At 65.8% G+C, this 22907-nt stretch carries 28 protein-coding genes and 4 tRNA genes; 16 read left to right on the top strand and 16 right to left on the bottom strand.

Annotated elements, in window-relative coordinates; genetic code table 11:
• Positions 1–212 precede the first annotated feature (212 nt).
• From AU192_RS15185 to lmeA, 6 genes are all read right to left on the bottom strand, one after another.
• Positions 213–515 (bottom strand): DUF1416 domain-containing protein, encoded by a 303-nt coding sequence (locus AU192_RS15185; protein ID WP_059098314.1) that lies wholly within the window; start codon positions 513–515, stop codon positions 213–215.
• Between the two features lies 1 nt (position 516).
• Positions 517–1350: a sulfurtransferase gene (locus AU192_RS15180; protein ID WP_064397561.1), complete on the bottom strand. Its 834-nt coding sequence runs from the start codon at positions 1348–1350 to the stop codon at positions 517–519.
• Positions 1351–1386: 36 nt separating this feature from the next.
• On the bottom strand, positions 1387–1878 hold the full coding sequence (locus AU192_RS15175; protein ID WP_064397559.1) for a DUF4395 domain-containing protein: 492 nt from the start codon (positions 1876–1878) through the stop codon (positions 1387–1389).
• Positions 1879–1970: 92 nt separating this feature from the next.
• Positions 1971–2063 (bottom strand): Ms5788A family Cys-rich leader peptide, encoded by a 93-nt coding sequence (locus tag AU192_RS26285; protein ID WP_353612127.1) that lies wholly within the window; start codon positions 2061–2063, stop codon positions 1971–1973.
• Between the two features lie 29 nt (positions 2064–2092).
• Complete coding sequence (locus AU192_RS15170) at positions 2093–2515, bottom strand: thioredoxin family protein (protein WP_064397557.1); 423 nt, start codon at positions 2513–2515, stop codon at positions 2093–2095.
• The gene (lmeA, locus tag AU192_RS15165) at positions 2512–3327 is read right to left on the bottom strand and encodes a mannan chain length control protein LmeA (RefSeq protein ID WP_233151448.1); all 816 of its coding nucleotides are present in this window, start codon (positions 3325–3327) and stop codon (positions 2512–2514) included. Before lmeA ends, AU192_RS15170 begins: the two co-directional genes overlap by 4 nt.
• A gap of 160 nt (positions 3328–3487) precedes the next feature.
• Here lmeA and AU192_RS15160 point away from each other — a divergent pair, with 160 nt between their 5' ends.
• The 6 genes from AU192_RS15160 to pstB all read left to right on the top strand — a co-directional run bounded on the left by AU192_RS15160 (position 3488) and on the right by pstB (position 9204).
• Positions 3488–4267: a winged helix-turn-helix transcriptional regulator gene (locus AU192_RS15160; protein WP_064397570.1), complete on the top strand. Its 780-nt coding sequence runs from the start codon at positions 3488–3490 to the stop codon at positions 4265–4267.
• Entirely contained in the window at positions 4264–5157 is an 894-nt protein-coding gene (mshD, locus tag AU192_RS15155; protein WP_064397555.1) for a mycothiol synthase, read from the top strand. Before AU192_RS15160 ends, mshD begins: the two co-directional genes overlap by 4 nt.
• Positions 5158–5281: 124 nt before the next feature.
• Complete coding sequence (pstS, locus tag AU192_RS15150; protein WP_064397568.1) at positions 5282–6415, top strand: phosphate ABC transporter substrate-binding protein PstS; 1134 nt, start codon at positions 5282–5284, stop codon at positions 6413–6415.
• Positions 6416–6463: 48 nt separating this feature from the next.
• Positions 6464–7507, top strand: a complete 1044-nt coding sequence (gene pstC / locus AU192_RS15145; RefSeq protein ID WP_064397553.1) for a phosphate ABC transporter permease subunit PstC — start codon at positions 6464–6466, stop codon at positions 7505–7507.
• A complete protein-coding gene (gene pstA, locus AU192_RS25970; RefSeq protein ID WP_064397551.1) occupies positions 7504–8418 on the top strand; it encodes a phosphate ABC transporter permease PstA in 915 nt (304 codons plus the stop codon). Before pstC ends, pstA begins: the two co-directional genes overlap by 4 nt.
• 9 nt (positions 8419–8427) lie before the next feature.
• A complete protein-coding gene (pstB, locus tag AU192_RS25965) occupies positions 8428–9204 on the top strand; it encodes a phosphate ABC transporter ATP-binding protein PstB (RefSeq protein ID WP_064397548.1) in 777 nt (258 codons plus the stop codon).
• Positions 9205–9222: 18 nt separating this feature from the next.
• Here pstB and phoU read toward each other — a convergent pair whose 3' ends face one another.
• The 4 genes from phoU to AU192_RS15115 form a co-directional block, all read right to left on the bottom strand.
• The gene (gene phoU, locus AU192_RS15130) at positions 9223–9891 is read right to left on the bottom strand and encodes a phosphate signaling complex protein PhoU (protein WP_064397546.1); all 669 of its coding nucleotides are present in this window, start codon (positions 9889–9891) and stop codon (positions 9223–9225) included.
• A gap of 94 nt (positions 9892–9985) precedes the next feature.
• On the bottom strand, positions 9986–12103 hold the full coding sequence (locus AU192_RS15125) for an LCP family protein (protein ID WP_064397543.1): 2118 nt from the start codon (positions 12101–12103) through the stop codon (positions 9986–9988).
• A gap of 185 nt (positions 12104–12288) precedes the next feature.
• The gene (gene dusB, locus AU192_RS15120) at positions 12289–13449 is read right to left on the bottom strand and encodes a tRNA dihydrouridine synthase DusB (protein ID WP_064397541.1); all 1161 of its coding nucleotides are present in this window, start codon (positions 13447–13449) and stop codon (positions 12289–12291) included.
• Positions 13446–14444: an acyl-ACP desaturase gene (locus AU192_RS15115; protein WP_064348081.1), complete on the bottom strand. Its 999-nt coding sequence runs from the start codon at positions 14442–14444 to the stop codon at positions 13446–13448. The genes dusB and AU192_RS15115 overlap by 4 nt, the downstream gene beginning before the upstream one ends.
• 212 nt (positions 14445–14656) lie before the next feature.
• Between AU192_RS15115 and AU192_RS15110 the strand changes: the two genes are divergently transcribed.
• Complete coding sequence (locus AU192_RS15110; RefSeq protein WP_233151447.1) at positions 14657–15115, top strand: PASTA domain-containing protein; 459 nt, start codon at positions 14657–14659, stop codon at positions 15113–15115.
• A gap of 82 nt (positions 15116–15197) precedes the next feature.
• Here AU192_RS15110 and AU192_RS25960 read toward each other — a convergent pair whose 3' ends face one another.
• Positions 15198–15344, bottom strand: a complete 147-nt coding sequence (locus tag AU192_RS25960; RefSeq protein ID WP_235629640.1) for a hypothetical protein — start codon at positions 15342–15344, stop codon at positions 15198–15200.
• Here AU192_RS25960 and AU192_RS15105 point away from each other — a divergent pair.
• Positions 15343–15660: a hypothetical protein gene (locus tag AU192_RS15105; protein ID WP_332888966.1), complete on the top strand. Its 318-nt coding sequence runs from the start codon at positions 15343–15345 to the stop codon at positions 15658–15660. The genes AU192_RS25960 and AU192_RS15105 overlap by 2 nt on opposite strands.
• A 157-nt stretch (positions 15661–15817) precedes the next feature.
• The gene (locus tag AU192_RS15100; RefSeq protein ID WP_120275655.1) at positions 15818–16234 is read left to right on the top strand and encodes a hypothetical protein; all 417 of its coding nucleotides are present in this window, start codon (positions 15818–15820) and stop codon (positions 16232–16234) included.
• 6 nt (positions 16235–16240) lie between these two features.
• Here AU192_RS15100 and AU192_RS15095 read toward each other — a convergent pair whose 3' ends face one another.
• Complete coding sequence (locus tag AU192_RS15095) at positions 16241–16825, bottom strand: TetR/AcrR family transcriptional regulator (protein WP_064397536.1); 585 nt, start codon at positions 16823–16825, stop codon at positions 16241–16243.
• Between the two features lie 70 nt (positions 16826–16895).
• Between AU192_RS15095 and AU192_RS15090 the strand changes: the two genes are divergently transcribed.
• Together AU192_RS15090 and AU192_RS15085 are read left to right on the top strand one after the other, a co-directional pair.
• Entirely contained in the window at positions 16896–17930 is a 1035-nt protein-coding gene (locus AU192_RS15090) for an oxygenase MpaB family protein (RefSeq protein ID WP_064397534.1), read from the top strand.
• 46 nt (positions 17931–17976) lie between these two features.
• Positions 17977–18237, top strand: a complete 261-nt coding sequence (locus AU192_RS15085; protein ID WP_064397532.1) for a hypothetical protein — start codon at positions 17977–17979, stop codon at positions 18235–18237.
• Between the two features lie 155 nt (positions 18238–18392).
• Here AU192_RS15085 and AU192_RS15080 read toward each other — a convergent pair.
• Positions 18393–18465 (bottom strand) — tRNA-Lys (locus tag AU192_RS15080).
• A gap of 122 nt (positions 18466–18587) precedes the next feature.
• Here AU192_RS15080 and AU192_RS15075 point away from each other — a divergent pair.
• From AU192_RS15075 to AU192_RS15060, 4 genes are all read left to right on the top strand, one after another.
• Positions 18588–18660: transfer RNA gene (locus AU192_RS15075), tRNA-Glu, on the top strand.
• Positions 18661–18693: 33 nt separating this feature from the next.
• A tRNA-Asp gene (locus AU192_RS15070) sits at positions 18694–18770 on the top strand.
• A 42-nt stretch (positions 18771–18812) separates the two neighbouring features.
• A tRNA-Phe gene (locus AU192_RS15065) sits at positions 18813–18886 on the top strand.
• Positions 18887–19610: 724 nt separating this feature from the next.
• Positions 19611–20450 carry an SDR family NAD(P)-dependent oxidoreductase gene (locus AU192_RS15060; RefSeq protein ID WP_064397531.1) on the top strand — a complete coding sequence of 280 codons (840 nt, stop codon included), beginning with the start codon at positions 19611–19613 and terminating at the stop codon, positions 20448–20450.
• Here AU192_RS15060 and AU192_RS15055 read toward each other — a convergent pair whose 3' ends face one another.
• The 3 genes from AU192_RS15055 to AU192_RS15045 are packed head-to-tail and all read right to left on the bottom strand — an operon-like array spanning position 20451 to position 22214.
• Positions 20451–21239, bottom strand: coding sequence for an MBL fold metallo-hydrolase (locus AU192_RS15055; RefSeq protein ID WP_064397530.1), 789 nt, complete (start codon positions 21237–21239; stop codon positions 20451–20453).
• Positions 21236–21694, bottom strand: a complete 459-nt coding sequence (locus AU192_RS15050) for an ester cyclase (protein ID WP_064397528.1) — start codon at positions 21692–21694, stop codon at positions 21236–21238. Before AU192_RS15050 ends, AU192_RS15055 begins: the two co-directional genes overlap by 4 nt.
• Positions 21695–21719: 25 nt before the next feature.
• Positions 21720–22214, bottom strand: a complete 495-nt coding sequence (locus AU192_RS15045; protein WP_064397526.1) for a DUF2834 domain-containing protein — start codon at positions 22212–22214, stop codon at positions 21720–21722.
• A 71-nt stretch (positions 22215–22285) separates the two neighbouring features.
• On the opposite strand from AU192_RS15045, the gene AU192_RS15040 reads away from it, so the two are divergent.
• Positions 22286–22882: a TetR/AcrR family transcriptional regulator gene (locus tag AU192_RS15040; RefSeq protein ID WP_064397524.1), complete on the top strand. Its 597-nt coding sequence runs from the start codon at positions 22286–22288 to the stop codon at positions 22880–22882.
• The last annotated feature ends 25 nt before the right edge of the window (positions 22883–22907 follow it).

Genomic DNA, 22907 nt, shown 5'->3' with positions numbered 1-22907 from the left:
TCCGGCAGAAGCCCTCGACGAACTACTGTCGAACCCGTCCAAACCACCCGCTATTGCATCGATCGCTTGAAACCGCCGCGGATCATCGCACACAAGTTCAGTTTCGAGCTGAATCGCTCAGGCGACGCCCGATTGCCTGACTCCTACTCGGCTCGTCCCTCGCCTCGCTCGTCGTCAGGCGACGCTCGGCTCGTCCCTCGCCTCGCTCGTCGTCAGGCGACCTTGACGTCGACCTCGTGGATGCCCGCGCCGGAGGGCGCGACGACGGCGTCACCGTTGCCGACCTTCGACAGTGCGCGCAGCGTCCACGTGCCGGGCGCGGCGAAGAACCGGAAGTCACCGGTGGCCGACGCAACCACCTCGGCGGTGAACTCGTCAGAGCTGTCCAGCAGGCGCACGAACGCGCCGCCGACGGCCTGTCCGGACCCGTCAACGACGCGGCCGGTGATCACCGTCTCCTTCTCCAAGTCGACGCTGGCGGGCAACGTCAGGCCTTGTTTCGGGGCAGAGCACATATCAATTTCCCAACTCGATCGGGGCCCCCACCAGGGAGCCGTATTCGGTCCAACTGCCGTCGTAGTTCTTGACGTTCTTGTGTCCGAGCAGTTCCTGCAGCACGAACCAGGTGTGCGACGAGCGCTCACCGATTCGGCAGTAAGCGATGGTCTCCTTCTCACCGTCCAGCCCAGCCTCGGCGTACAGCTTCTCCAGCGCCTCATCGGATTTGAAGGTGCCGTCGTCATTGGCCGCCTTGCTCCACGGAACGTTGATGGCGCCGGGGATATGCCCGGGCCGCTGGCTCTGCTCCTGGGGCAGGTGCGCAGGAGCCAGGATCTTGCCGGAGAACTCGTCGGGGGAGCGCACGTCGACGAGGTTCTTGTTGTCGATCGCCGCGATCACCTCGTCGCGGAAGGCCCGGATGCTGTTGTCGGGCGCCTTGGCCGTATAGCTGGTCGCGGGTCGCTTGACCACCTCGGTGGACAGCGGACGTCCGTCGAGCTCCCACTTCTTGCGGCCGCCGTCGAGCAGCTTGACGTCCTGGTGCCCGTACAGCTTGAAGTACCAGTAGGCGTACGCGGCGAACCAATTGTTGTTGCCGCCGTACAGGACCACGGTGTCGTCGTTCGAGATGCCGCGCTCGCTCAGCAGCTTCGAAAACTGTTCCTGGTCAACGAAATCGCGGCGCACCGGGTCTTGGAGGTCGGTCTTCCAGTCGATCTTGACCGCGCCCTCGATGTGGCCGTCGTCGTAGGCGCTGGTGTCTTCGTCGACCTCGACGAACACGATGTTCGGTGCGTTGAGATTGCTCTCGGCCCAGTCAGCCGTGACCAGGACGTCGGAGCGTGCCATAGAGGAGATCCTTTCGGTTGCTTCAGGTTTGAAGTTCTATGCGGGTGACGGTGCGCTCGTGTTCCTTCGAACGCGCGCGACGAGCGGGTAGAGCTGGCAGCCCAGGCAGATGCCGAAGGCCGCATTGACGAACACCGCCACCAGCGCGAGGCCGATGGCGATCAGACCGAGCAGCCCGAAACCGGTCGCGAACCCGGCGACGCCGGCCACCGCGAAGACGAGCCCGACGAACTGCGCGAACTTCAGCGGCGCCACCGACTCCTTCTCGCTGACGGGCCCCAGCCGCGGGGCGATAAGCCGGGCGAAGATCAGGCCGTACGGATGTGAACGCGGCCCGCGCCATGCCCCGAGGGCGAACACGGCCGCTTGCAGGCCCAGCACGATTGCCGACGCCGCCGGGCTCACCGGCCACAGCAGCAGGGTTGCCACGAGCACGACGGTCGTGAGCCACGCGGCGAACCGCGGTCCGCGCACGTCCACCTGGTCAGGTGTCCGGCTTCGCGTTGTCGACATATCTGTCGTTGGCATTCGTGCGCTCCTGTTGCGGTCATGGGCTGGGCTGGGCTGGGAAGGACCACAGGGGTCGCTCCCGAGTGCGGCGCGAAGAAGGGCGCGGCTACTCAGCAGCTGCAACAACAACAGCAAGAACCCGCAACGCGGCACAGATCGACTGCGCGGCGCTTGGTGAGCATCGGCTCGAGGCGGGCGGACACGCCGGACAGCTTACCAATCGACACGGTGATCAAGCCAACAGCGGTTTCAGAGCCGAGCGCAGGTCAGCGGCCTTGGGGACACCATGAGTCCGATAACGGGGCCGACCGTCCCTGTCGAACAGGATGGTGGTGGGAAGCGAGAGCACCGAAAGACGCCGCGCCGCCTCCGGGTTGGCGTCGATGTCGATCTCGAGGTGGGCGACCGCGGGTAGCTCCGCACAGACCTCGTCGACCACCTTGCGCACCGCGGCGCACGGCCCGCACCACTCGGCGGAGAAGTGCACGACGGTCGGCCCGGTCGTCGACAGGCCGAGATCGCTGGTGTCGACGTTGGCCGCGGCCTCGCTCGCCGCGCGCAAGCCCGCTCGAAGCGTGAGCAGCCGCCCGATCACGAAGGCGACACCGAGCGCCGCGATGAGCACAGTGATCGCCAAGACCCAGGAAGAGCTCATGACAGATGGAACTCCGTGAGCGCGACGGATACTCCCTCGGCGATGCCCTCGATGATGATGTCGGAGCCTCGGGCACCCTGCGCGGTCGGCGCCAGCCCGAACGGCAGCTTCTGTCCGGGCAGGCTCGCGGTGAACGCGGCCAGCACGGCGTCCTCCTTGTCGTCGGGCACCTCCTGATCGGCCGTGCCGGGACCGGTCAGCACGCCGGTGGCCGTCATCACCAACGTCGTCTGGTCCGGTCCGGCGACCTCGAGGTCCACTGCGATGCTCACCCTCTCGTGGAAGTCGGCTTTCGTCGGCGTTCCCGTGAACACCACGCCCTTGTTACTGGAGATACCCGATTCGGTGGTGCCGCCCGTGGCGTCGTTGCTCTCTCCCGTCGGCGCCTCGACCAGCAGATCCGGGATGTCCATGAACCGGCCCAGATGCGTCGAGTCGATGATGATGCGGCTCTCGGCCTTGCCGACCCGCAGCGTGGCGTCGGGTTCGACGAGCCACGAATCGCCGGGCAGATCGATGTCGTGCAGCGTCGCCTCCAACGACGCCTTGCCGACCACCCGGTTGCCGACGCCGTTCGCCCTGATCTCGACCTCGTCGTAGTGACGGTCGGCCGCCTGGGTGGTGAACGGGAACCCGAGGATCGCCACCGACGGGTCGTGTTGCAGGTCAGCGGCGGTGCGCACGCTTCTGGCCAGCCGATATTCGGCGTAGATCGCCGCGCCGAAATCGGCTCCGACGGCGCACAGGGCGACCGCCAGCACCGTCGCCAACACCCCGAGCAGCAGCTTGCGCACCCGCACATTCTGGCTCACGGCGGGCTCAACGCTCCGTTCGACGCAGCTGATAAGCGGGTTGCACGCTATCGTTAGAAAACCATCGCCCCGGTAACGGGCGCATGTCGAGCATGAATCTGGGAAGTCACCGACCGACAAAGATGTCCAGGCGAGGTCCCTATGGCTGTTGGAGGGCCAGTTGGATCTACTGCTACTGACAGTTGACCCACACCCTGAGTCTGTGCTGCCGTCGCTGTCGCTTCTCGCTCACACGGTGCGGACCGCGCCGACCGAGGTGTCGTCGCTTCTGGAGGCCGGCAGCGCCGACGTCGCGATCGTCGACGCACGCACCGACCTCGCCGCGGCTCGCGGCTTGTGCAGGCTGCTGGGCACGACCGGCACCTCGGTGCCCGTGGTGGCCGTCGTCAACGAAGGCGGTCTGGTGGCCGTCAACGTCGAATGGGGTCTTGACGAGATCCTGCTGCCCAGCACCGGGCCCGCCGAAATCGACGCGCGGCTGCGGCTGCTCGTCGGACGCCGCGGCGGAGTGGCCAACCAGGAGAACGTCGGCAAGATCAGCCTTGGCGAACTGGTGATCGATGAGGGCACCTACACCGCCCGCCTTCGCGGTCGCCCCCTCGACCTGACCTACAAGGAATTCGAGTTGCTCAAGTACCTGGCCCAGCACGCCGGCCGGGTCTTCACCCGCGCGCAGCTGTTGCAGGAGGTCTGGGGTTACGACTTCTTCGGCGGCACCCGGACGGTGGATGTGCACGTGCGACGGTTGCGCGCCAAGCTCGGCCCCGAATACGAATCGCTGATCGGCACCGTGCGCAACGTCGGCTACAAGGCGGTCCGACCCGCGCGCGGGCGCGCGTCCGCCCCCGAAGCCGCGATCCCCGACGACATCGACGGAGTGGACCTCGAGACGCCGGACGGTATCGCCGAAGCGTTGGCCGACCCGCTGCGAAGCCCGTGACGGAACTTATCTGGCGCACCGAACTCTCCGGCGACGAGCAGCGTCGCATTCATGAACTGATCGAGGCCGCCACCTCAGCGGACGGTGTCGCCCCGGTCGGCGAGCAGGTGCTGCGGGAGCTGCCGCACGATCGGACCCGCCACCTGGTGGCCCGCGACGACGAGGACATCGTCGGCTATCTGAACCTTGCCGCGGACGACGACTCCGCGATGGCAGAGGCGGTCGTGCACCCGCGCTCCCGGCGTCGCGGAATCGGCGCGGCGCTGGTGGGGGCGGGCCTGACCGAGGGCGGACACGACGCCCGCGTGTGGGCGCACGGCAACCTGGAGGCGGCACGCGCGACGGCCGCCTCGCTCGGACTGACCGTGGTCCGCGAACTCCTGCAGATGCGGCGTCCGCTGACCGACCTGCCGCTGACACCGACACCCGGCGGTGTCCGCATCACCACCTACTCGGGCCCGGCAGACGATGCCGCGCTGCTGCGCGTCAACAATGCCGCTTTCGTATGGCATCCCGAGCAGGGTGGATGGACCGAGGCCGACATCGACGAGCGCCGCGGCGAACCGTGGTTCGACCCCGAGGGTTTGTTCCTGGCCGTCGATGAGGACACCGATGAGTTGCTCGGATTTCACTGGACGAAAATCCACGGCGCCGACCTCGGCGAGGTCTATGTCGTCGGCGTCGATCCAGCGGCCCAGGGTCGCGGCCTCGGCGCAGTGCTGACCTTGACCGGTCTCCATCACCTCGCCGAGCGACTGTCGGGGAGTGCGGATTCCGCCGTGATGCTCTACGTGGAAGCAGATAACTCCGCGGCGGTGAACACCTACCGAAAGCTCGGCTTCACGGTGTTCTCCGTCGATGCCGCTTATGCGCAGCGTTCCGACCGCTAGCTGGGAAACCACGGCCAACTAACTGAACGTGTTCACCGCCCGTTCACTTCTCATCCGCGATCCGTCCACCGGCGCCGCATACGTTGCCAGGGAGTTCAAGCCGTCCAATTCGAAAGTGGGATTCGTGAAGCTCAACCTTGGCAAGACCACCTGCAGCCCGCTGCTGACCACCTTCTCGGTGGCCGCGATCGCGGCGTTGACCCTGTCCGCGTGTGGCAGCGACAACAACGCCGGCACCACCGCGACCACAGGCGGTGACGGGGCGGCGTCGTCGGCCGAGTGTGGCGGCAAGAACTCCGTCACGGCCGAGGGTTCGACGGCTCAACAGAACGCGATCGCCGAGTTCAACAAGGTCTGGGGTCAGCACTGCGCGGGTAAGAACCTGTCGTACAACCCCACCGGATCTGGCGCGGGACGCGAGCAGTTCATCGCCGGTCAGGTCGATTTCGCCGGATCGGATTCGGCTCTGTCGGGTCCTCAGGTCCAGCAGGCCGCGCAGCGCTGCGACGGCAACCCGGCATGGAACCTTCCGCTGGTCTTCGGCCCAGTCGCGTTGGCCTACAACATCGAAGGTGTCGACAAGCTGGTTCTCAACGCCGACCTGCTCGCGAAGATCTTCCAGGGACAGATCACCAAGTGGAACGATCCCGCGATCGCTGCGCTCAACGGCGGATCAAACTTGCCGGACACCGACATCACGCCGATCTACCGGTCGGACTCCTCCGGTACCACCGACAACTTCCAGAAGTACCTCGCCGCCGCCGCTCCCCAGAGTTGGACCAGGGGCGAGGGCAGCGAGTTCCAGGGCGGTGCCGGCGAAGGCGCCCAGAAGTCGGCAGGCGTCGTGCAGGCCGTGCAGGCGACCGGCGGATCGATCGGCTACGTGGAGAAGGGCTTCGCCGAACAGGGTGGTGTGCCGTTCGCCCAAATCGACAGTGGCGCAGGCGCAGTCGAGCTGACCGACGAGTCCGCGAGGAAGGCGATCGACGTTGCGACGTTCGCCGCGGAAGGCAACGACCTGACGCTCGACTTGAACTCGTTGTACGGGACGAAGGAGCCCGGCGCCTACCCGTTGGTGCTCGCCACGTACGAGATCGTCTGCTCGAAGGGCTACGACCCCGAAACCGCCGCGGCGGTCAAGTCGTTCCTCACGATCTCCGCCAACGACGGCCAGCAGAACCTCTCGCCCGCGGGCTATGTGCCGCTGCCGGACCGCTTCAAGGAACGACTCCTGACATCCATCGAAGCGATTGCCTAGTTTCGTGGCGCGCTGCCGAGGATACGGTGAGGATGGGTCCTGGGACCGATGACCGATAGGCTCGAGGTGACAATCCCTAATCCGTCCGACGCGGGATCGGGTGAAGCGCTCGCTTCACCCTTTCCCGAGCCGACCCCGATAAGCAGCAACCCGTCGAGGAACGCCAAAGAGCGTGTCGGCGACCGGATCTTCCGCGGGCTGGCGGAGGGCTCGGGCGCCTTCATCGTCGCACTGATCGCGGCCATCGGGGCGTTCCTGCTGTGGCGGGCGATCCCGGCGTTGGCGCGCAACGAGGAGAACTTCTTCCTCTACGGCGGCACCTGGAAGACCACCGACACGTCGGCGATGCATTTCGGCATCCTCGATCTGCTGCAGGTGACGGTATTCGTGTCGGTGTTCGCGCTCGTTCTGGCGATGCCTGTGGCCCTTGGCATCGCGATCTTTCTGACCCAGTACGCGCCGCGTCGGGTCGCGGGTCCGCTGGCGTACATGGTCGACCTGTTGGCCGCGGTGCCGTCGATCATCTACGGCGTGTGGGGGCTTTACGTCTTGGCCCCGGTGCTGAAACCGGTTGCGTTGTGGCTGAACGAGAACCTCGGCTGGCTGTTCCTCTTCAAGACCGGGACGGCGTCGGTGGCAGGCGGCGGGACGATCTTCACGGCGGGAATCGTGCTGGCGGTGATGATCCTTCCGATCATTACCGCGGTCACGCGCGAGGTGTTCATTCAGACGCCGCGGGGTCAGATCGAGGCCGCACTGGCGCTCGGTGCCACCCGCTGGGAAGTGGTGCGCACGACCGTACTGCCGTTCGGCATGTCCGGTTACATCAGCGGTGCCATGCTCGGCCTTGGTCGGGCGCTGGGCGAGACCATCGCGCTGTTGATCATTCTGCGCGGGACGCAGCAGGCGTTCGGGTGGTCGCTGTTCGACGGTGGCTACACCTTTGCGAGCCTGATCGCGGCCACCGCAAGCGAATTCAACGACCAGTACAAGGCGGGCGCCTACATCGCTGCCGGCCTGGTGCTGTTCGTGCTGACGTTCGTGGTGAACTCACTGGCACGTGCGGCGGTCAGCGGGAAGGGTGAAAAGTGACGTCGACGCTGGACCGGCCGGTCAAGGCGACCACCTTCCAAGGGGTCAGCCTTCGCCGCAAGATGACCAACAACGTCGCGACGATTCTGGTCACACTGAGCGTTCTGATCGCCCTGGTTCCCCTGCTGTGGGTGCTGTACTCGGTGGTCGTCAAGGGTTTCAACTCACTGACCTCGCCGCAGTGGTTCTGGCACTCACAAGCGGGTATGACGGCGTTCCAGGCGGGCGGAGGGGCGTACCACGCCATCGTGGGCACGCTGCTGCAGGGTTTGGTGTGTGCAGCCATCTCTATTCCGATCGGTGTGTTTGTCGGGATTTATCTCGTCGAGTACGGCGGCGGAACACGATTCGGCAAAGTGACCACGTTTATGGTCGACATCCTCACCGGCGTACCGTCGATCGTCGCAGCGCTGTTCATCTACGCGCTGTGGGTGGCGACGTTCGGCTTCCCGCGGTCCGGCTTCGCGGTGTCGCTGTCCCTGGTGCTGCTGATGATTCCGGTCATCGTGCGCGCGACCGAGGAGATGCTGCGCATCGTGCCGATGGACCTGCGTGAGGCTAGCTATGCCCTCGGCGTGCCGAAGTGGAAAACCATTGTCCGCATTGTGATTCCAACCGCACTATCGGGAATCGTCACGGGAGTCATGTTGGCGCTGGCGCGTGTCATGGGTGAGACCGCACCGCTGCTGGTTCTCGTCGGCTACTCGCAGGCGATGAACTTCGACATGTTCGACGGCTTCATGGGCTCGCTGCCCGGCATGATGTACGACCAGACCTCGGCGGGTGCGGGCGCGAATCCCGTTCCCACGGATCGGTTGTGGGGCGCCGCCCTGACTTTGATCCTGCTGATCGCCTTACTCAACGTCGGGGCGCGATTCCTCGCGAAGGTCTTCGCCCCCAAAAAGGTTTAGGAGATTTCGATGGCCAAGCGCTTAGATCTCAAGGACGTCAACATCTTCTACGGTGCGTTTCACGCGGTGGCCGATGTCTCGCTGGCGGTCCCGCCCCGCAACGTGACCGCCTTCATCGGCCCGTCGGGCTGCGGTAAATCCACTGTGCTGCGAACACTGAATCGCATGCACGAGGTCATCCCGGGCGCGCGCGTCGAGGGCTCGGTGTTGCTCGACGGTGAGAACATCTACGGCGCGGGAGTCGACCCGGTCGGTGTGCGCAAGACCATCGGCATGGTGTTCCAGCGACCAAACCCCTTCCCCACCATGTCGATTCGCGACAACGTGGTCGCCGGACTCAAGCTTCAAGGGGTGCGCAACAAGAAGACACTGGACGAGGTGGCCGAGCGGTCGCTGCGCGGCGCCAACCTGTGGAACGAGGTCAAGGACCGGTTGGACAAGCCCGGCGGCGGACTGTCCGGTGGGCAGCAGCAGCGGCTGTGTATCGCTCGCGCGATCGCCGTTGAGCCTGATGTGCTGCTGATGGACGAGCCGTGCTCGGCGCTCGACCCGATCTCGACGCTGGCGATCGAGGATCTGATCTCCAACCTCAAACAGGAGTTCACGATCGTCATCGTCACGCACAACATGCAACAGGCGGCACGGGTGAGCGATCAGACCGCGTTCTTCAACCTCGAGGCCACAGGTAAACCCGGCCGGCTCATCGAGATCGACGACACCGAGAAGATCTTCTCGAACCCGTCCCAGAAGGCGACCGAGGACTACATCTCGGGGCGCTTCGGCTGAGCCGCCCGAACGCCCGCTTCACCGCGACGCGGGCATATCCACCTCGGTGGGGTGCTTACCGGTGACCTGGAAGATCACCCGGCGAGCGACCTCGACGGCGTGGTCGGCGAACCGCTCATAGAAGCGGCCGAGCAGGGTCACGTCCACCGCGGCGGCAACACCGTGCTTCCATTCCTTGTCCATCAGCACGGTGAACAAATGCCGATGGAGATCGTCCATCGCGTCGTCGTCTTCGCTGATCCGGGCCGCTTTCTCCGGATCGCGGGTCACTAGCACCTCCTGGGCGCTGTTGCCCAATTCCACAGCGAGACGGCCCATTTCGGCGAAGTATCCGTTCACCTCTTCGGGCAGCGCATGCTGGGGGTGACGGCGACGGGCGATCTTGGCGACGTGCAGCGCGAGCGCACCCATACGGTCCACGTCGGCGACGATCTGGATCGAGCCGACGATGGCCCGAAGGTCGCCCGCCACCGGCGCCTGCAGCGCGAGCAGTACGAACGCCGACTCCTCGGCCCGTGCGCTCATCGCGGCGATCTGTTCGTGGTCGGTGATGACCTGTTCGGCCAGCACGAGATCGGCTTGCAGCAGGGCCTGGGTGGCGCGCTCCATCGCCGCGCCCGCCAGCCCGCACATCTCTCCGAGCTGGGTGGTCAGAGCCTCCAACTGCTCGTGATACGCAGTACGCATGTCTCCACCCTACGGGCATCGCCACCGAAACGGCATGAAGCGAGCGGTGAACGAAAGGTGAACCCCACCTGCTGAAACGCTGTGACCGGCGCGATTACTCGCAGCTGGTGTCGGCTGCGTTCGTGACTGCGAGATCCTCCGGGAGCTGGGTCGGGGTGCTCCTGGATCCGCGCACTACGTGCACCTGGACCGGGGAGCCGCTCGGTGACGGCGGGGTCACGGTGTGGAAGTCGCTGCCCAACACCACACGCACGGTGTCGCCCATCCCCGTCGTTCGCTCCACCTTGGCGTTGGCGAACGAGGACGCCACCGTCGCCGCCGCCTCTTCGTTGCCCGGTGAGAAGAACACCGTCGTCGAATCCAGCGGACCCGGGTAGTCGTCGGGGGAGGTGACGTTGAAACCGTGGGTCTGCAGTTCGCTGGCCGCGGTCGCGGCGAGACCGTTCTCCCCGGTGGAGTTCGATACCTGGACCGTGATGTCGGCCGGATCGGTGGTGATCGCGTCCACGAGCTCACCCGACGGCGCGGCGTCATGGGTCGGCGCGGCCGACTCGGGCTGGGCGATGGTCGACGACTCGGGCGTCTCGGGCACCGGGGTGTTGTCGGCGTTCTTCTCCTCAGGCAGCGGATCGTCGTTGATGATCGCGTCGAAGATCGCCCGGGTGTCTTCCTCGCGCAGGTGCTCGTTGCCGTACTCGTCCATGTAGCCCGTCGTCGGGACGGTCAGGAACGTGATCCGGCCCGCGGCGATGCCCTGGATCGATTGGCCGAGCGTGACGAGATCCTTGGTGTCCATGTTGTCGACATAGCTGTCGTTGATGAACATGTTGACCACGTTGTTGAGCTTGGACAGCGAGAAGAACACCTCTTTGGAGATCATCGAGCGCATCAGCGACGACAAGAACAGCTGCTGGCGTTTGATGCGCCCGTAGTCGCCGTTGGTCTCGGTGGTCACCTGGCGGGCGCGCACGTATTGAAGAGCCGTGTGTCCGTCGACGATCTGCCGGCCGGCGTGGGGGAGCACCGTTCCGAGTTCGTAGTCCTCGAGTGGCGTTGTGCTACACACCTCGACTCCGCCGAGGGCGTCCACCATTTTGGAGAAGCCCGCGAAATCCACTGCCATGAAACGGTTTATCGAGAGGCCGGACATCTTCTGGATGACCTTGACCAGACACTTGGGCCCGCCGACGGCGTACGCCGAGTTCAGCTTGTACTCGGTGTAAACCTCCTCGGCGCCATACATCGGCGAGTCGGGGTCGGTGATCGGACCGTAGTTGCCGGTCTTGGGATCCCACGGCTCGCACTTCATCGGCTCGATCGCGAGGTCCCGCGGAAACGACACCGCCACAACACGTTCCCGGTTCGCCGGAATGTTCACCAGCATGACGGTGTCCGAGCGCGCGCCCGCGGCGTCCTCGGTGGTGCCCGCGCCCATGCCGCTGTTCTCGCCGAGCCGGCTGTCGACGCCGACGATCAGGAAGTTCTCGTCACCGAATTGCGCGTTGGGGTCCAGGATGTCGCGGGAGTCGGGGTCCAGCGCGGAGATCCGGTTCATCATGTTGTTCTTCGCCGACTGCCACTGCCACGCCCCGCCGGTCATCGCGAGTGCGAGCACGGCGATGAGCGCGGCGATCGCGCGTCCGGCGATGAGTGTGCGGCGCCGACGCTTGCGGGGCTTCGCCGGCCTGCTCGCGGTGGCCGCATGCGCCGCGGGCACCCGGCTGGGCCTGCGAATGAGCGCCAGATCGGGCAGCTCGGCATCGGCGCGGATGACCGGCAGGATTTCGGTGTCGCAGTCGTTGTCCTCGCTGGAAGCGGGCGGCTCCGGTTCGTACGGTCCGGCTGGTTCGTCGAGGTCAGCCGGTGAGTCCTGCCCCGCCGGTGCGTCGGGCACCGCCGCGATGATCTCGGTGGGCGGTGCCGGCGGGTCGGGAGGTTCGGGTGCGCGGCGGCGCCGACGCCGCAGTTCGGGGGGCACCGCGCCGTCACCGGACAACTTGGCGATGAGGTCGGCGACGGTCACGCCGTCGGTGTGGTTACCCGTGGACTCGGGTTCGGCGGCTTCGGCCTCCGACGGCTCCTGCCTGCGAGGGAGGTCCGCACGCTCCCAGGGCGCGGCGCCCGGTGCGGGCCGTTGGCTGCGGGTCAGCCACCGGTTGTCCCCGTCGGTGGGGTCGGGAGGGCCAGGAGTGGCGTTATCGCCGTCACTCATGTCCTACCGGCCTCCGACTCTCGACATGTGCAGCTCAGGGGCGAACACGGCACCGCGCGCCATTGCAACGACACCTGGGTGACTCCGCGACGGGAGCGCATTACGAACGAGACTCATATCGTACTGAGACATCCTGAGAGATGTGATGTCAGAGTCGTCTCAGGACGGAGACGACTGGGAGACGGCTACCCACCGGAGTGCATGACCTCGGCACCGGCGGGCACCGTGCAGTCGTCGGGATCGGCCAGCCAGCCCTCGGGCAGTGCCACCGAGGCAGCAGACCCCTGGCGGCCGCGTGGACCGGTCGCGGCGTCGGGGAAGGGCACGTCGGCATCGAGCCTGCTGAGCAGTTCCTCGAGCTCGGAAAGGGATTTGACCAGCGCCAACGCCCGTCGCAGGTCGGCGCCGGCGGGAAAACCGTGCAAATACCAGGCGACATGCTTGCGGATGTCGCGCATGCCCTTGTCCTCACCGAAATGGGCTGCCAACAGTTCGCCGTGACGCACGATGATCGACGCCACCTCGCCGAGCGTGGGCGGTGCGGGCGCGGGACGCCCCGTGAACGCGGCCGACAGTTCGGCGAACAACCAGGGTCTGCCCAGACAGCCGCGACCGATCACCAAACCGTCGCATCCGGTGGCCGTCATCATCGCCAACGCGTCGGAGGCTTCGAAGATGTCCCCGTTGCCCAGCACGGGTACGCCCGTGACGTGCGCTTTGAGCGCCGCGATCTGGTCCCAGTCCGCCTTGCCGGAATAACGCTGAGCCGCGGTCCGCGCGTGCAGAGCCACCGCTGCGGCGCCCTCCTCGGCGGCGATCCTGCCTGCGTCCAGATGGGTGCGGTGCCCGTCGTCGATCCCGATGCGGAACTTCACCGTCACGGGGATCTCGGTGCCCTCGGTCGCGCGGACCGCCGCGGCGACGATCTGCCCGAACAGCCTGCGCTTGTACGGCAGGGCAGCACCCCCGCCGCGCCGGGTGACCTTGGGGACCGGGCAGCCGAAGTTCATGTCGATGTGGTCGGCCAGACCTTCGTCGACGATCATCTTCGCCGCGGCGTAGGTGTTCTGAGGGTCGACCGAGTACAGCTGCAGCGAACGCGGGGTCTCGTCGGGCGCAAACGTCACCATGTGCATGGTCCCGGGATGCCGCTCGACCAGAGCTCGCGCGGTGACCATCTCACACACGTACAAGCCGCTGACCGTGCCCGCTTTGGCCAGCTCGAGTTCGCGGCACAGGGTTCGGAACGCAACGTTGGTCACACCGGCCATCGGCGCCAGTACGACGGGGCTGCGGAGTCGAATCGGGCCGATCAGCAGTTCGCGCTCGTCGGCCAGGACCGTCATGAGGGCGAGGAGGCCAGAACCTTCTTCGCGGAGAGCTTCTCGGCCTTGCGCGCCTCGCGCTCGAGGCGACGCTGCTTGGATTCCTCGAACTTCTGCGAGGCCTCCTCCAGCTCCTCGACGAGCACACCGAGGTCGTCGCGCATGCGCGCGGCCTCACCGGTGAAGTCTTCGCGTTCGAAGATCCGCCACTTCTTGAGCACCGGCATCACCACATCGTCGAGGTGGATACGCGGATCGTAGACACCGCCGACGGCGATGATGACGGCCTTGCGGCGGAACTCGGGAACCGTGTAACCGGGCATCTTGAAGTTGCGCAGCACGCGGTGCAGACAGTGCATCGCCTGGTCGGGCGCGATGTCGAAGCCGGCTTCGCTGACGTCCCGGTAGAAGATCATGTGCAGGTTCTCATCGGCCGACACCCGAGCCAGCAGCTGGTCGGCGACGGTCTCGTTGCACGCCTTGCCGGTGTTGCGGTGCGAGACGCGGGTCGCCAGCTCCTGGAAGGTCACGTAGATGACCGAGTCGAAGAGGCTCTCCGCGAAGAGGTCGCCCTGCTGGTTCTGGCCGGGGGAGAAGCCGCGGGTGACCTGCTCGACGCGCAGCTGTTCCAGCTGCACGGGGTCGACCGAACGGGTGACGACGAGGTAGTCGCGCAGCGCGATGCCGTGCCGGTTCTCCTCGGCGGTCCACCGGTTGACCCACTGGCCCCATGCGCCGTCCATGCCCATGTTCATCGCGATCTCGCGGTGATACGACGGCAGGTTGTCCTCGGTCAGCAGGTTCTGGATCATCGCCACCTGGGCGACTTCCGACAGTTGCGACTGCTCGGGATCCCAATCCTGGCCGCCCAGTGCGTAGTAGTTCTTGCCATCCGACCACGGGATGTAGTCGTGCGGATTCCAGTCCTTGCGCATCGACAAGTGCCGGTTGAGGTACTTCTCGACGACAGGTTCGAGCTCATGCAGCAGATGTAGGTCAGTCAAATTCTCGTGCATTGATCCTTGCTCCTTCTCGCGTGCGAGAGCCCCACCCATTAAATATCTGTACCCGTTGGTTGCACTCAATATATCTGTGTCCCCCGGTGACATCAAGTTCCTGGCAACAGTGTCACAACCGCCTCTCCAGACCCATCCGTCGATGTAGTATCCCCGTCGGGCAAACACTTACGCCCTGAATGCGGCATCACAGGAGACTCGGAGGGCGGGCGTTGCTCAAGTTGCGGCATCTGTGGACAGGCGCGGCCATCGCCGCGGTAGCGGCGGGTACCGCGCTCGTCGGAGCGGGCCAGGCCCACGCGGTTCCCGACGTCGTCGACCGGCCATATAAAGACGCCAAGAAGATCATCCAGCAGTACGGCGGCAACGCCGTGGTCGCGACGCGGGTGGGGAGCAGCGCCGACGAAGGCAACTGCCTGGTGACGAACGCGTGGGATGCCGCTGTCCGCCGCCCGAACTCGCGGGGGCGCCCGGTCTCCAACAGCGATGTCATGGTGGCCCTGAACTGCAATGCCGCGGTCGCCGCGCCCGGCGCGCCGGGCAACTCCGCCATGAGCCCCGTCGGCCGCGACGCCAAGGCCGAGCAGCAACGTCAGCAGGCGAAAGCCGCGCGCGAGGCGGCGAGGCTGGAAGAGCAGGAACTGGCCGCTCCCGTCACGCCGGACAACTGAGTTCTCACCCGTCTGACCTCCACAACCGGCGCTTCGCTCCGGTGGCGGTGTATACCGAACCGCAATAGACTGCCACCAGCGTTTACACGGCGGTCATCGCCCGGACACGGAGGTTGGGGCACGTGAAGAAGATCCTCTCCATCGGCTTCATGTCGGCGATGAGCGTTGCGGCGTCGGCTGTCGTTTTGGGCTCGGGCACCGCCTCGGCCGCTCCCAGCGTCGTGGGCATGAAGTACTCCGACGCTCAGCAACAGATCGAGAACGCCGGCGGGACGGCAGTGGTCGCCTCCCGGGTCGGCGACAAGCTCGACCTCGGCGATTGCATCGTCACCAACATCTGGGACTCGTCGTTCCTGCGGATCAGCCAGGCCGACTCGAACGAGATGTCTGTCGCGTTGAACTGCGCCGGCGAATACGCGACTGCCACCAATCCCGGTGCCTCCGTTGCTAATCCGCTCGGACGCGCGGCCAAGTCCAAGGCCGAGCAGGAAGCTGCCAAGCAGGAACTGAGCGAACTGGAAGCGCCCGTCACGCCTGACGAGTAACGCGGGCTTCACAAAGCTCAACTGTTTTCACCCGCCGTCAACCTCGACGCATCGCGACGTTCACACCGCCCCGTGAGGGTGGCGTGGAATCCACGCCCCGGGGTGGACGGCACCCGTCAGCGCCGCTCCGGAGCACACTCACGGAGGCGAGCAGACGATGCGAATGCGAATGTTGGGGATCAGCGCGGTCGGTGCGGCGGTGTCGGCGATGGCGCTGTTCGGCACGGCGACGGCGGCAGCCGCCCCGGACGTCGTGGGCCAGACCTACTCCGACGCGGTTTCGGCGATCGAGGAGGAGGGCGGCACGGCGGTGGTCGCCGCCCGCGTGGGGGACAAACTCGATCAAGGCGAGTGCATCGTCACCAACGCCTGGGACGCGTCGTTTCTTCGCATCGACGCCTCGGGCAGCCAGGTTCACCTCGCGCTGAACTGCGCGGGTGGTTATGCGACGGCGACGAATCCCGGCGCGTCGGTTGCCAATCCGCTCGGTCGGGAGGCCAAGTCCAAGGCCGAAGAGGAAGCCGCCAACGAGGAGCAGGAAGAGCTGGAAGCGCCAGTCACCCCCGACGAGTAGGCCGGTCTAGTAGCTCGACACCCGGCCGAGCAGCATCTCGACGCAGTAGTCGATGAAGTGCTCTCGCGTGGCGGCCAGCCTGCCGTTGAGGTAGGCGGTGAACAGCGCGGTCAGGGCCCCGATCAGCCCGGTGGCGGTCATCGCCGCCCGTTCGGGATCGGTGATGCGGGTGAGTTTGCGCTGCAGCAGCTCGATGAAGCTGGGCATCCACTCGGCGCCCGACCGCGTCAGCACCGGTTCGCTTGCCGGCGCGAGCAGCAGCACCCGGCCCCGGGTCGGGTCGTCGACCATCAAGGCGACGAACCGCTCGACGGCGTCGCGCGGGGTTTCGGCCGAGGTCAATGTGGACATGGCCTTTGCGCAGACGTCGTCGTACACGGCGCGGACGAATTCGTCGCGGTCGGTGAAACTTTCGTAGAAGTAGCGCTCGGTCAACCCGGCCGCGCGGCATACGGCGCGGACGGTGAGGGACGGGCCCTCGGCGGCACCGAGAAGCTCCACTCCCGCGGCGATGAGTTCGTCGCGGCGAAGCACCTGACGGTCCTGCAAGGGCACGCCCGACCATCGGCCCCGTCTTTGACCCGAAGGCACATCCCTCCTAAGCTCGGTATGACAACGCCCGTAGTCAGAAATCCTGCTACCTCCGGACGGAAGTACACCAGTGACTCAAGATACGTCTGAAACGTGCCCCGTGTCCCGGGAGCGCCGCCCGTCGGGAGGGCAGGAGGGTTCTTCCTCGCTGGCTGCGGGCTGTCCGGTGACCTCCGGCGGCTACGACGCGCCACCGCTGCCACTGGGCCCCGACTCGCTGACGTGGCGGTACTTCGGTCAGTGGACCGGCCTGTTCCAGGGCACCTGGGCGGGCTCTATGCAGAACATGCACCCGCAGTTGGGCGCCGCTGTGCAGGAGCACTCGATCTTCTTCCTTGAGCGGATTCCGCGGCTGCTGCGTTCGATCTACCCCATCGGCGGCGTGGTGTTCGACGGTGATCGCGCACCGAGGACAGGCGCGGAGGTCCGCGACTACCACATCGGCATCAAGGGCACCGACGAGCGCGGCCGAAGGTACAGCGCGCTCAACCCCGACGTCTTCTACTGGGCGCACGCGACGTTCTTCAAGTCGACCCTGCTGGCCGCCGAGAAGTTCGGCGGCGGGCTGACCGAGGCCCAGAAGCGGCAGCTGTTCGACGAACACATCACCTGGTACCGGATGTACGGGATGAGCATGCGGCCCGTGCCCAAGACGTGGGAAGAATTCCAGGAGTACTGGGATCACATGTGCAACAACGTCTTGGAGAACAACTGGGCCGCCCGCGAGGTGATGGATCTCTCGACGATGCCCAAACACCCTTCGCTGGAGTGGGTTCCGGATCCGTTGTGGCGGCTGAACCTCAAAGTGATGCAGCGCTTTCTGACGTTCATGACCGTCGCCCTCTACGATCCGCCGGTTCGGGAGCTGATGGGTTACACCTGGTCACCTCGACAGGAGTGGTTGCACCGGCGCTTCTGCGATGTTGTGACGCTGGCGACCAAGGTGTTGCCCAAGCGGTGGCTGATGCATCCGCGCAAGCGTTCCGCGATGGACCGTGCCACGGGTCGGCTGCCTGCAGACGCGCCGCTGGTCGAGACGCCGGCGCGCAACCTCCCGCCAGTCGAGTACCGGGGTCAGCCGCAGTTCTATTGCCCGCCGGTCTGATTCGGCGATTAGGCGCGAGAAGTGCTGCCGATCAGGCCGGTCGGTTATGTCGACGCCGCGCGGTGATTCGTCGATGGCAATTCGCGCAGCGAACTTCACACTTCGCGATCTCGGCTTGTATGGCGGCCAGGTTCCAGCCGGCGCGCGCCATCGCTCCGACGTCACGGAGCTTGTTTCCTGTCACGTGGTCGAACTCGAGCACCACGACGTCATCTTCACCGCAATCGACGCACGGGTGGGTCAGCAAGTACTGCAGAACGTATGCCTTGGCGCCTGCGATCGCCTTCTGTTTGCCGTCGCGGCGTGACGGATTCTTTTCAGGTGTTCGCCGGTAGTACGCCCGGTTGTACTCGCGTCGGCAGTCGGGACAATACGTGCCATTGAACGCGGGGCGATCCTGGCGGCAGCGCGGACAGCGGCTGGATGTCACGCTACGGTTCTACCTTCAGTACCCGACAACAGTGCCCCCACCAGGGCTCGAACCTGGGACCTGCGGATTAAAAGTCCGTAGCTCTACCAACTGAGCTATAGGGGCGCGATGGACAGGATACTGGGTGACCCGCGTCGGCCTCGTTTGAGGATTCGGGTGCCGATAACCTAAGCTATCGAAGCTCCCAACGTCATCGCGTTGCGAGTACCCCGGAGAGATTCGGCTGGGCCCCCTTCGTCTAGCGGCCTAGGACGCCGCCCTTTCAAGGCGGTAGCGCGGGTTCGAATCCCGTAGGGGGTACACGCAGCGACCCGTACGATGGGACGCAAGCAAGGCCCTGTGGCGCAGTTGGTTAGCGCGCCGCCCTGTCACGGCGGAGGTCGCGGGTTCGAGTCCCGTCAGGGTCGCCATTGCGGCGAGGCATCTGGGTTACGCCCGAGCGGTGCCTTCCGGGCCAGGTAGCTCAGTTGGTACGAGCGTCCGCCTGAAAAGCGGAAGGTCGCCGGTTCGATCCCGGCCCTGGCCACCTCAGAGGTTATTTCTGCCTTCGATCCAATGCCTCGGCTACTTCGGTGAGCACTCGGCCACGATTCACGATCATGGGCTGAAGCCTTTAGTCAGAATCTCGCCCGGTTCCGAGCTGAGGTGTCGGGACGGATGAGAAAACGCCCCTCCCCGAGGGATTTTCTTACCCAGACGGAATCCGACGGGCTGGAACCGGCGATCATCGGCAGAGGGCTGTGTTCTCAACGCCCCGGCTGCGCCGACGACCACCTTGCGACGGGCCCCCGACGCAGCCGATCCCGTACCCGCCACCCTCGGTCGGCTACCCACAAACCCATCCCCGCCACACAAAATCTGACGTCGCCGGCAACACTCCGCTTCGACCTCGGCGCAAGGCACAGATCGAAGGCGACCCCGCGGTTTACTCGAGGCGGGGTGCCCGAGGTCAGTTCTGGCCGTCGAAATACCGCTGCAAATTGGGGTTACTCGGCTCCGGATACGCACCCGGTTGACGATCTTGCGAATGAACGGCTGAGTCGAAGGCGGCAATGTCGGTCGTGAAGCCACAACTTCCTCGCCGTCTCCACGACCTTTACCGTCGCGTCGGGGCCTCCGCGCAGCGCGTGGCCTTCCGCGTACTGCACGCCGCCCAGCATGTAGGCGCGCGGACTGAATAGCCCTTGTCATGCGCGGTACCTACGCGTACCGTATCGGTACCTTCGTGTACCACCAGAGCGGGAGTCGCCATGAGCAAGCAGCGTAGGACGATCAGCGGTCGGACCGCGGTCATCACCGGCGCGGCATCCGGCATAGGACGCGCACTGGCGCAGCGGCTCTCGTCGTACAGCTGCCCGGTGGCCATCGCCGACGTCAACGAACAGGGGCTCAAGGAGACCGAGGCGTCGCTGCGGGGCCCGGCACTGCTGAAGGTCCTGGATGTGAGCGATGCCTCGGCGCAACGCGACTTCGCCGCCGAGGTGCGCGCGTGGGCGCCCCGGCCGATCGGGGCGGTGTTCAACAACGCCGGTGTCGCGCTGGGCTCCACGGTGCTCGACGCCGCCGTCGACGATGATGACTGGTTGTGGAACATCAACTTTCACGGCGTGGTGAACGGCACCAGGGCGTTCCTGCCCATTCTCGTCGAGCAGGACGAGGGTGTGATTGTCAATACCTCGAGCGTCTTCGGCTTGGTCGGCATGCCGGGCCAAAGCGCCTACTGCTCAGCGAAATTCGCGGTCCGCGGGTTCACCGACTCGTTGCGCCAGGAGTTGCGGGGGACCGGCGTGTCCGCCGTCAACGTGCACCCCGGAGGTGTGAACACCAACATCGTGCGCAACGGTCGATTCCGCGACGAGCCGGGCGGACCCACCAAGGACCAGGTGGTCGCGGAGTTCGCGGCGATGACCAGAACCCAGCCGGACAAGGCGGCCGAGATCATCCATCGCGGCGTAGAGGCGGGCAAGTCCCGAATCCTCGTCGGCCCGGACGCTTACATGTTCGACGCCCTGGCCCGGATCGCGCCGACGCGCTACTTCGACGTGCTCGAGCGCATGGAGGCCGCGCTGCGCAGGCGCGCCGCGAAGTAGTTACGCGGTCTCCTTCGCGTACTGCAGCAGCCCCGGATCGTGCGAGCACAGCAGAAGCAGGTCCGGGTCGGCGCGGCGATACAACTCGGCGAGTCGAGCGTGGTTGTCGCGCACCTGTTTACGATCGAACGCGGCAACCTTCTCGAACGCGCCGAGCGCCGGTGGGATCCGCGGCGGGCCGCCGATGGTGTCGGGATGGTAGAAGGCGTCCCCACAGTGCAGAAGCCAGCGATGGCCCGCGTCGACGGCCACGCAGGCATGCCCGCGGGTGTGGCCGGGCAACGACATCAGCACGATGCCCGGCGAGACTTCGGTCAGCTCCTTGGCCGCGGCGAACCCGCGCCATCTCTCGCCGGTGGGAGTGTGCTCGACGATCTTGGGACCGTGCTCCCACTGGGCCGATCGGAACCGGAAGCGTTCACCCCGAGTCGGCGGGTGCATTGCTCCCAGTACTTCCGCGGCGGTGCAGTGGATTTCGGCGTGAGGGAAGTCTGAGATCCCGCCGATGTGGTCGATGTCGAAATGCGTGACCACGATGTGGCGGACGTCTTCGCGGCGAAAGCCCAGCCGTTCGACCTGCCGCACGGCGGTCTCGTCGGGGTCGAAGAACGGCCGGAAGAAGCGGCGGGTGAGGCCGGTGCGCCGCGCCGGCTCCGCACAGTCGGCCAACCCGTATCCACTGTCGACGAGCACCAGCCCGTTGTCGGTCTCAACGAGAAGCACATGGCAGACCAGGACGGGGACGCCCCACGGATGCATCGATCCGCAGTTGAGATGGTGAACCTTCATGGGGCGGCTCCGGTGAGCAACTCGGTGCGGCCGATCTGTGTCACGAGGCTCGCGGAGTCGAAGTAGATCCGCTCGTTGACGATGCGGTCGTCCTCGAAGAAGAACACCGCGGCCACCGGCACGCGGAAGGCCCTACCTGTCGGCGGCAGTCCGTAGAACTCGCCCAGATTCGTTCCCAGCAAGTCGAATTCGACGATCACGGCGTCATCGGCGACGTGGAACCGGACGTTGTCGTGGCGCTGATCGGGGAACGCGGTGCGCGTGCTCCGGTAGTAGGCCATGACCTCGTCGTCGCCGTCGAAGACTTGGCCGGTGGCCATGATCTCGTAGTGGGGCCGTCCCCCGGACTCGTTCTTGAACGTCGCGAGTGTGGCGTCGAACTCCTTGGTGACCTCGGTGTCCATGTGCACACGGATCACCTCGAGTCGGCGTTTGCGCAGCGCGTCGGTGGTCATGAACGCACTGTACGACCGGGCGTTGTCAGGCCGGTGACGTGACCTCCGCGGCGATCGACTGATGCCGGTGCTGCCGCTCGATCGTCGCGAGATAGAACGCCCAGGCGAATGCCGAACTGGCGAACAGGATGAAGCCCAGGTACAGCCAGGCGTGTTTGACGTCGCGCCTGCGGCCGTCGACGAGCAACCACGCGGGGAACAACAGCAAGCTCATGATCGTGTAGTCCTGGCTGGCGGAACTGGCGGCCGGGTTGTCGTAGCCGAGCGCGATGAACTCCGACCAGCTGCCCGGACCCCATACGAAGTTGTGCAGCCCACCTGCCGGCGCGTACTCGGCCACGAACTGGTTGTTGAAGTAGTAGCCGAGGATGACCGAGGCAATTCCGGCGACGTAGTAGAACAACTCGAGCTTCGTGACGCGCGGACCAGAGGCGTAGCGCGCGAAGATCGCAGGATTCGCCTTGACGATGACGGCCAGCGTCGCGAACCCGAGGACAAGGTGAATGATCAACGAAACCATGAACGGAGTTTCTCACCCCAAGGCGAAGTTTTGTCAATATTGACATAACTTGTTTCGGGTACTTTCAGCACATGCCCCGTCCGGCCCAGACCGCGCGCAGCGAGCGCACCCGCGAAGCGCTGCGGAAAGCGGCGGTCGTACGGTTCCTCGCGCAGGGAGTCGAGGACACGTCGGCCGAACAGATCGCGGCCGACGCCGGTGTGTCCTTGCGGACCTTCTATCGCCACTTCGCCTCCAAACACGATCTGCTGTTCGCCGACTACGCCGGACTGGACTGGTTCCGTTCGGCGCTGGCCGCCCGCGATTCCCAGGAGCCGATCGTCGATGCGGTGCACAGCGCGATCATGGCCCGCCCGTACGACGACTGGGCTGTTGCGCAAACCGCCGCGCTGCGCGCGCAGGAGCTCGAACCCGGGCGGGTGGTGCGGCACATGCGTCAGGTGGAGGCCGACTTCGCCGAGGTGATCGCCGAACACCTCGCCGAGGCCCTTCCATCCGATGCCAAGACCGACGAGCGGATGCGGATCACGGTCACCGCCCGGTGCATTGCCGCCGCGGTGTTCGGCGCGATGGAGGTGTGGATGCTCGGTGACGAGCGCTCGCTTCCCGAGCTTTCCCGGCTCACCGGCGAAGCCCTTCGCGCGCTGGCCGAAGGCATCGCCGGATGACGTTTTGTCATTATTGACAAAACTT

This window comes from Mycobacterium lehmannii, from assembly GCF_001499925.1.
Lineage (GTDB): Bacteria > Actinomycetota > Actinomycetes > Mycobacteriales > Mycobacteriaceae > Mycobacterium > Mycobacterium lehmannii.
This window is presented reverse-complemented; position numbering and strand designations above follow the sequence as displayed.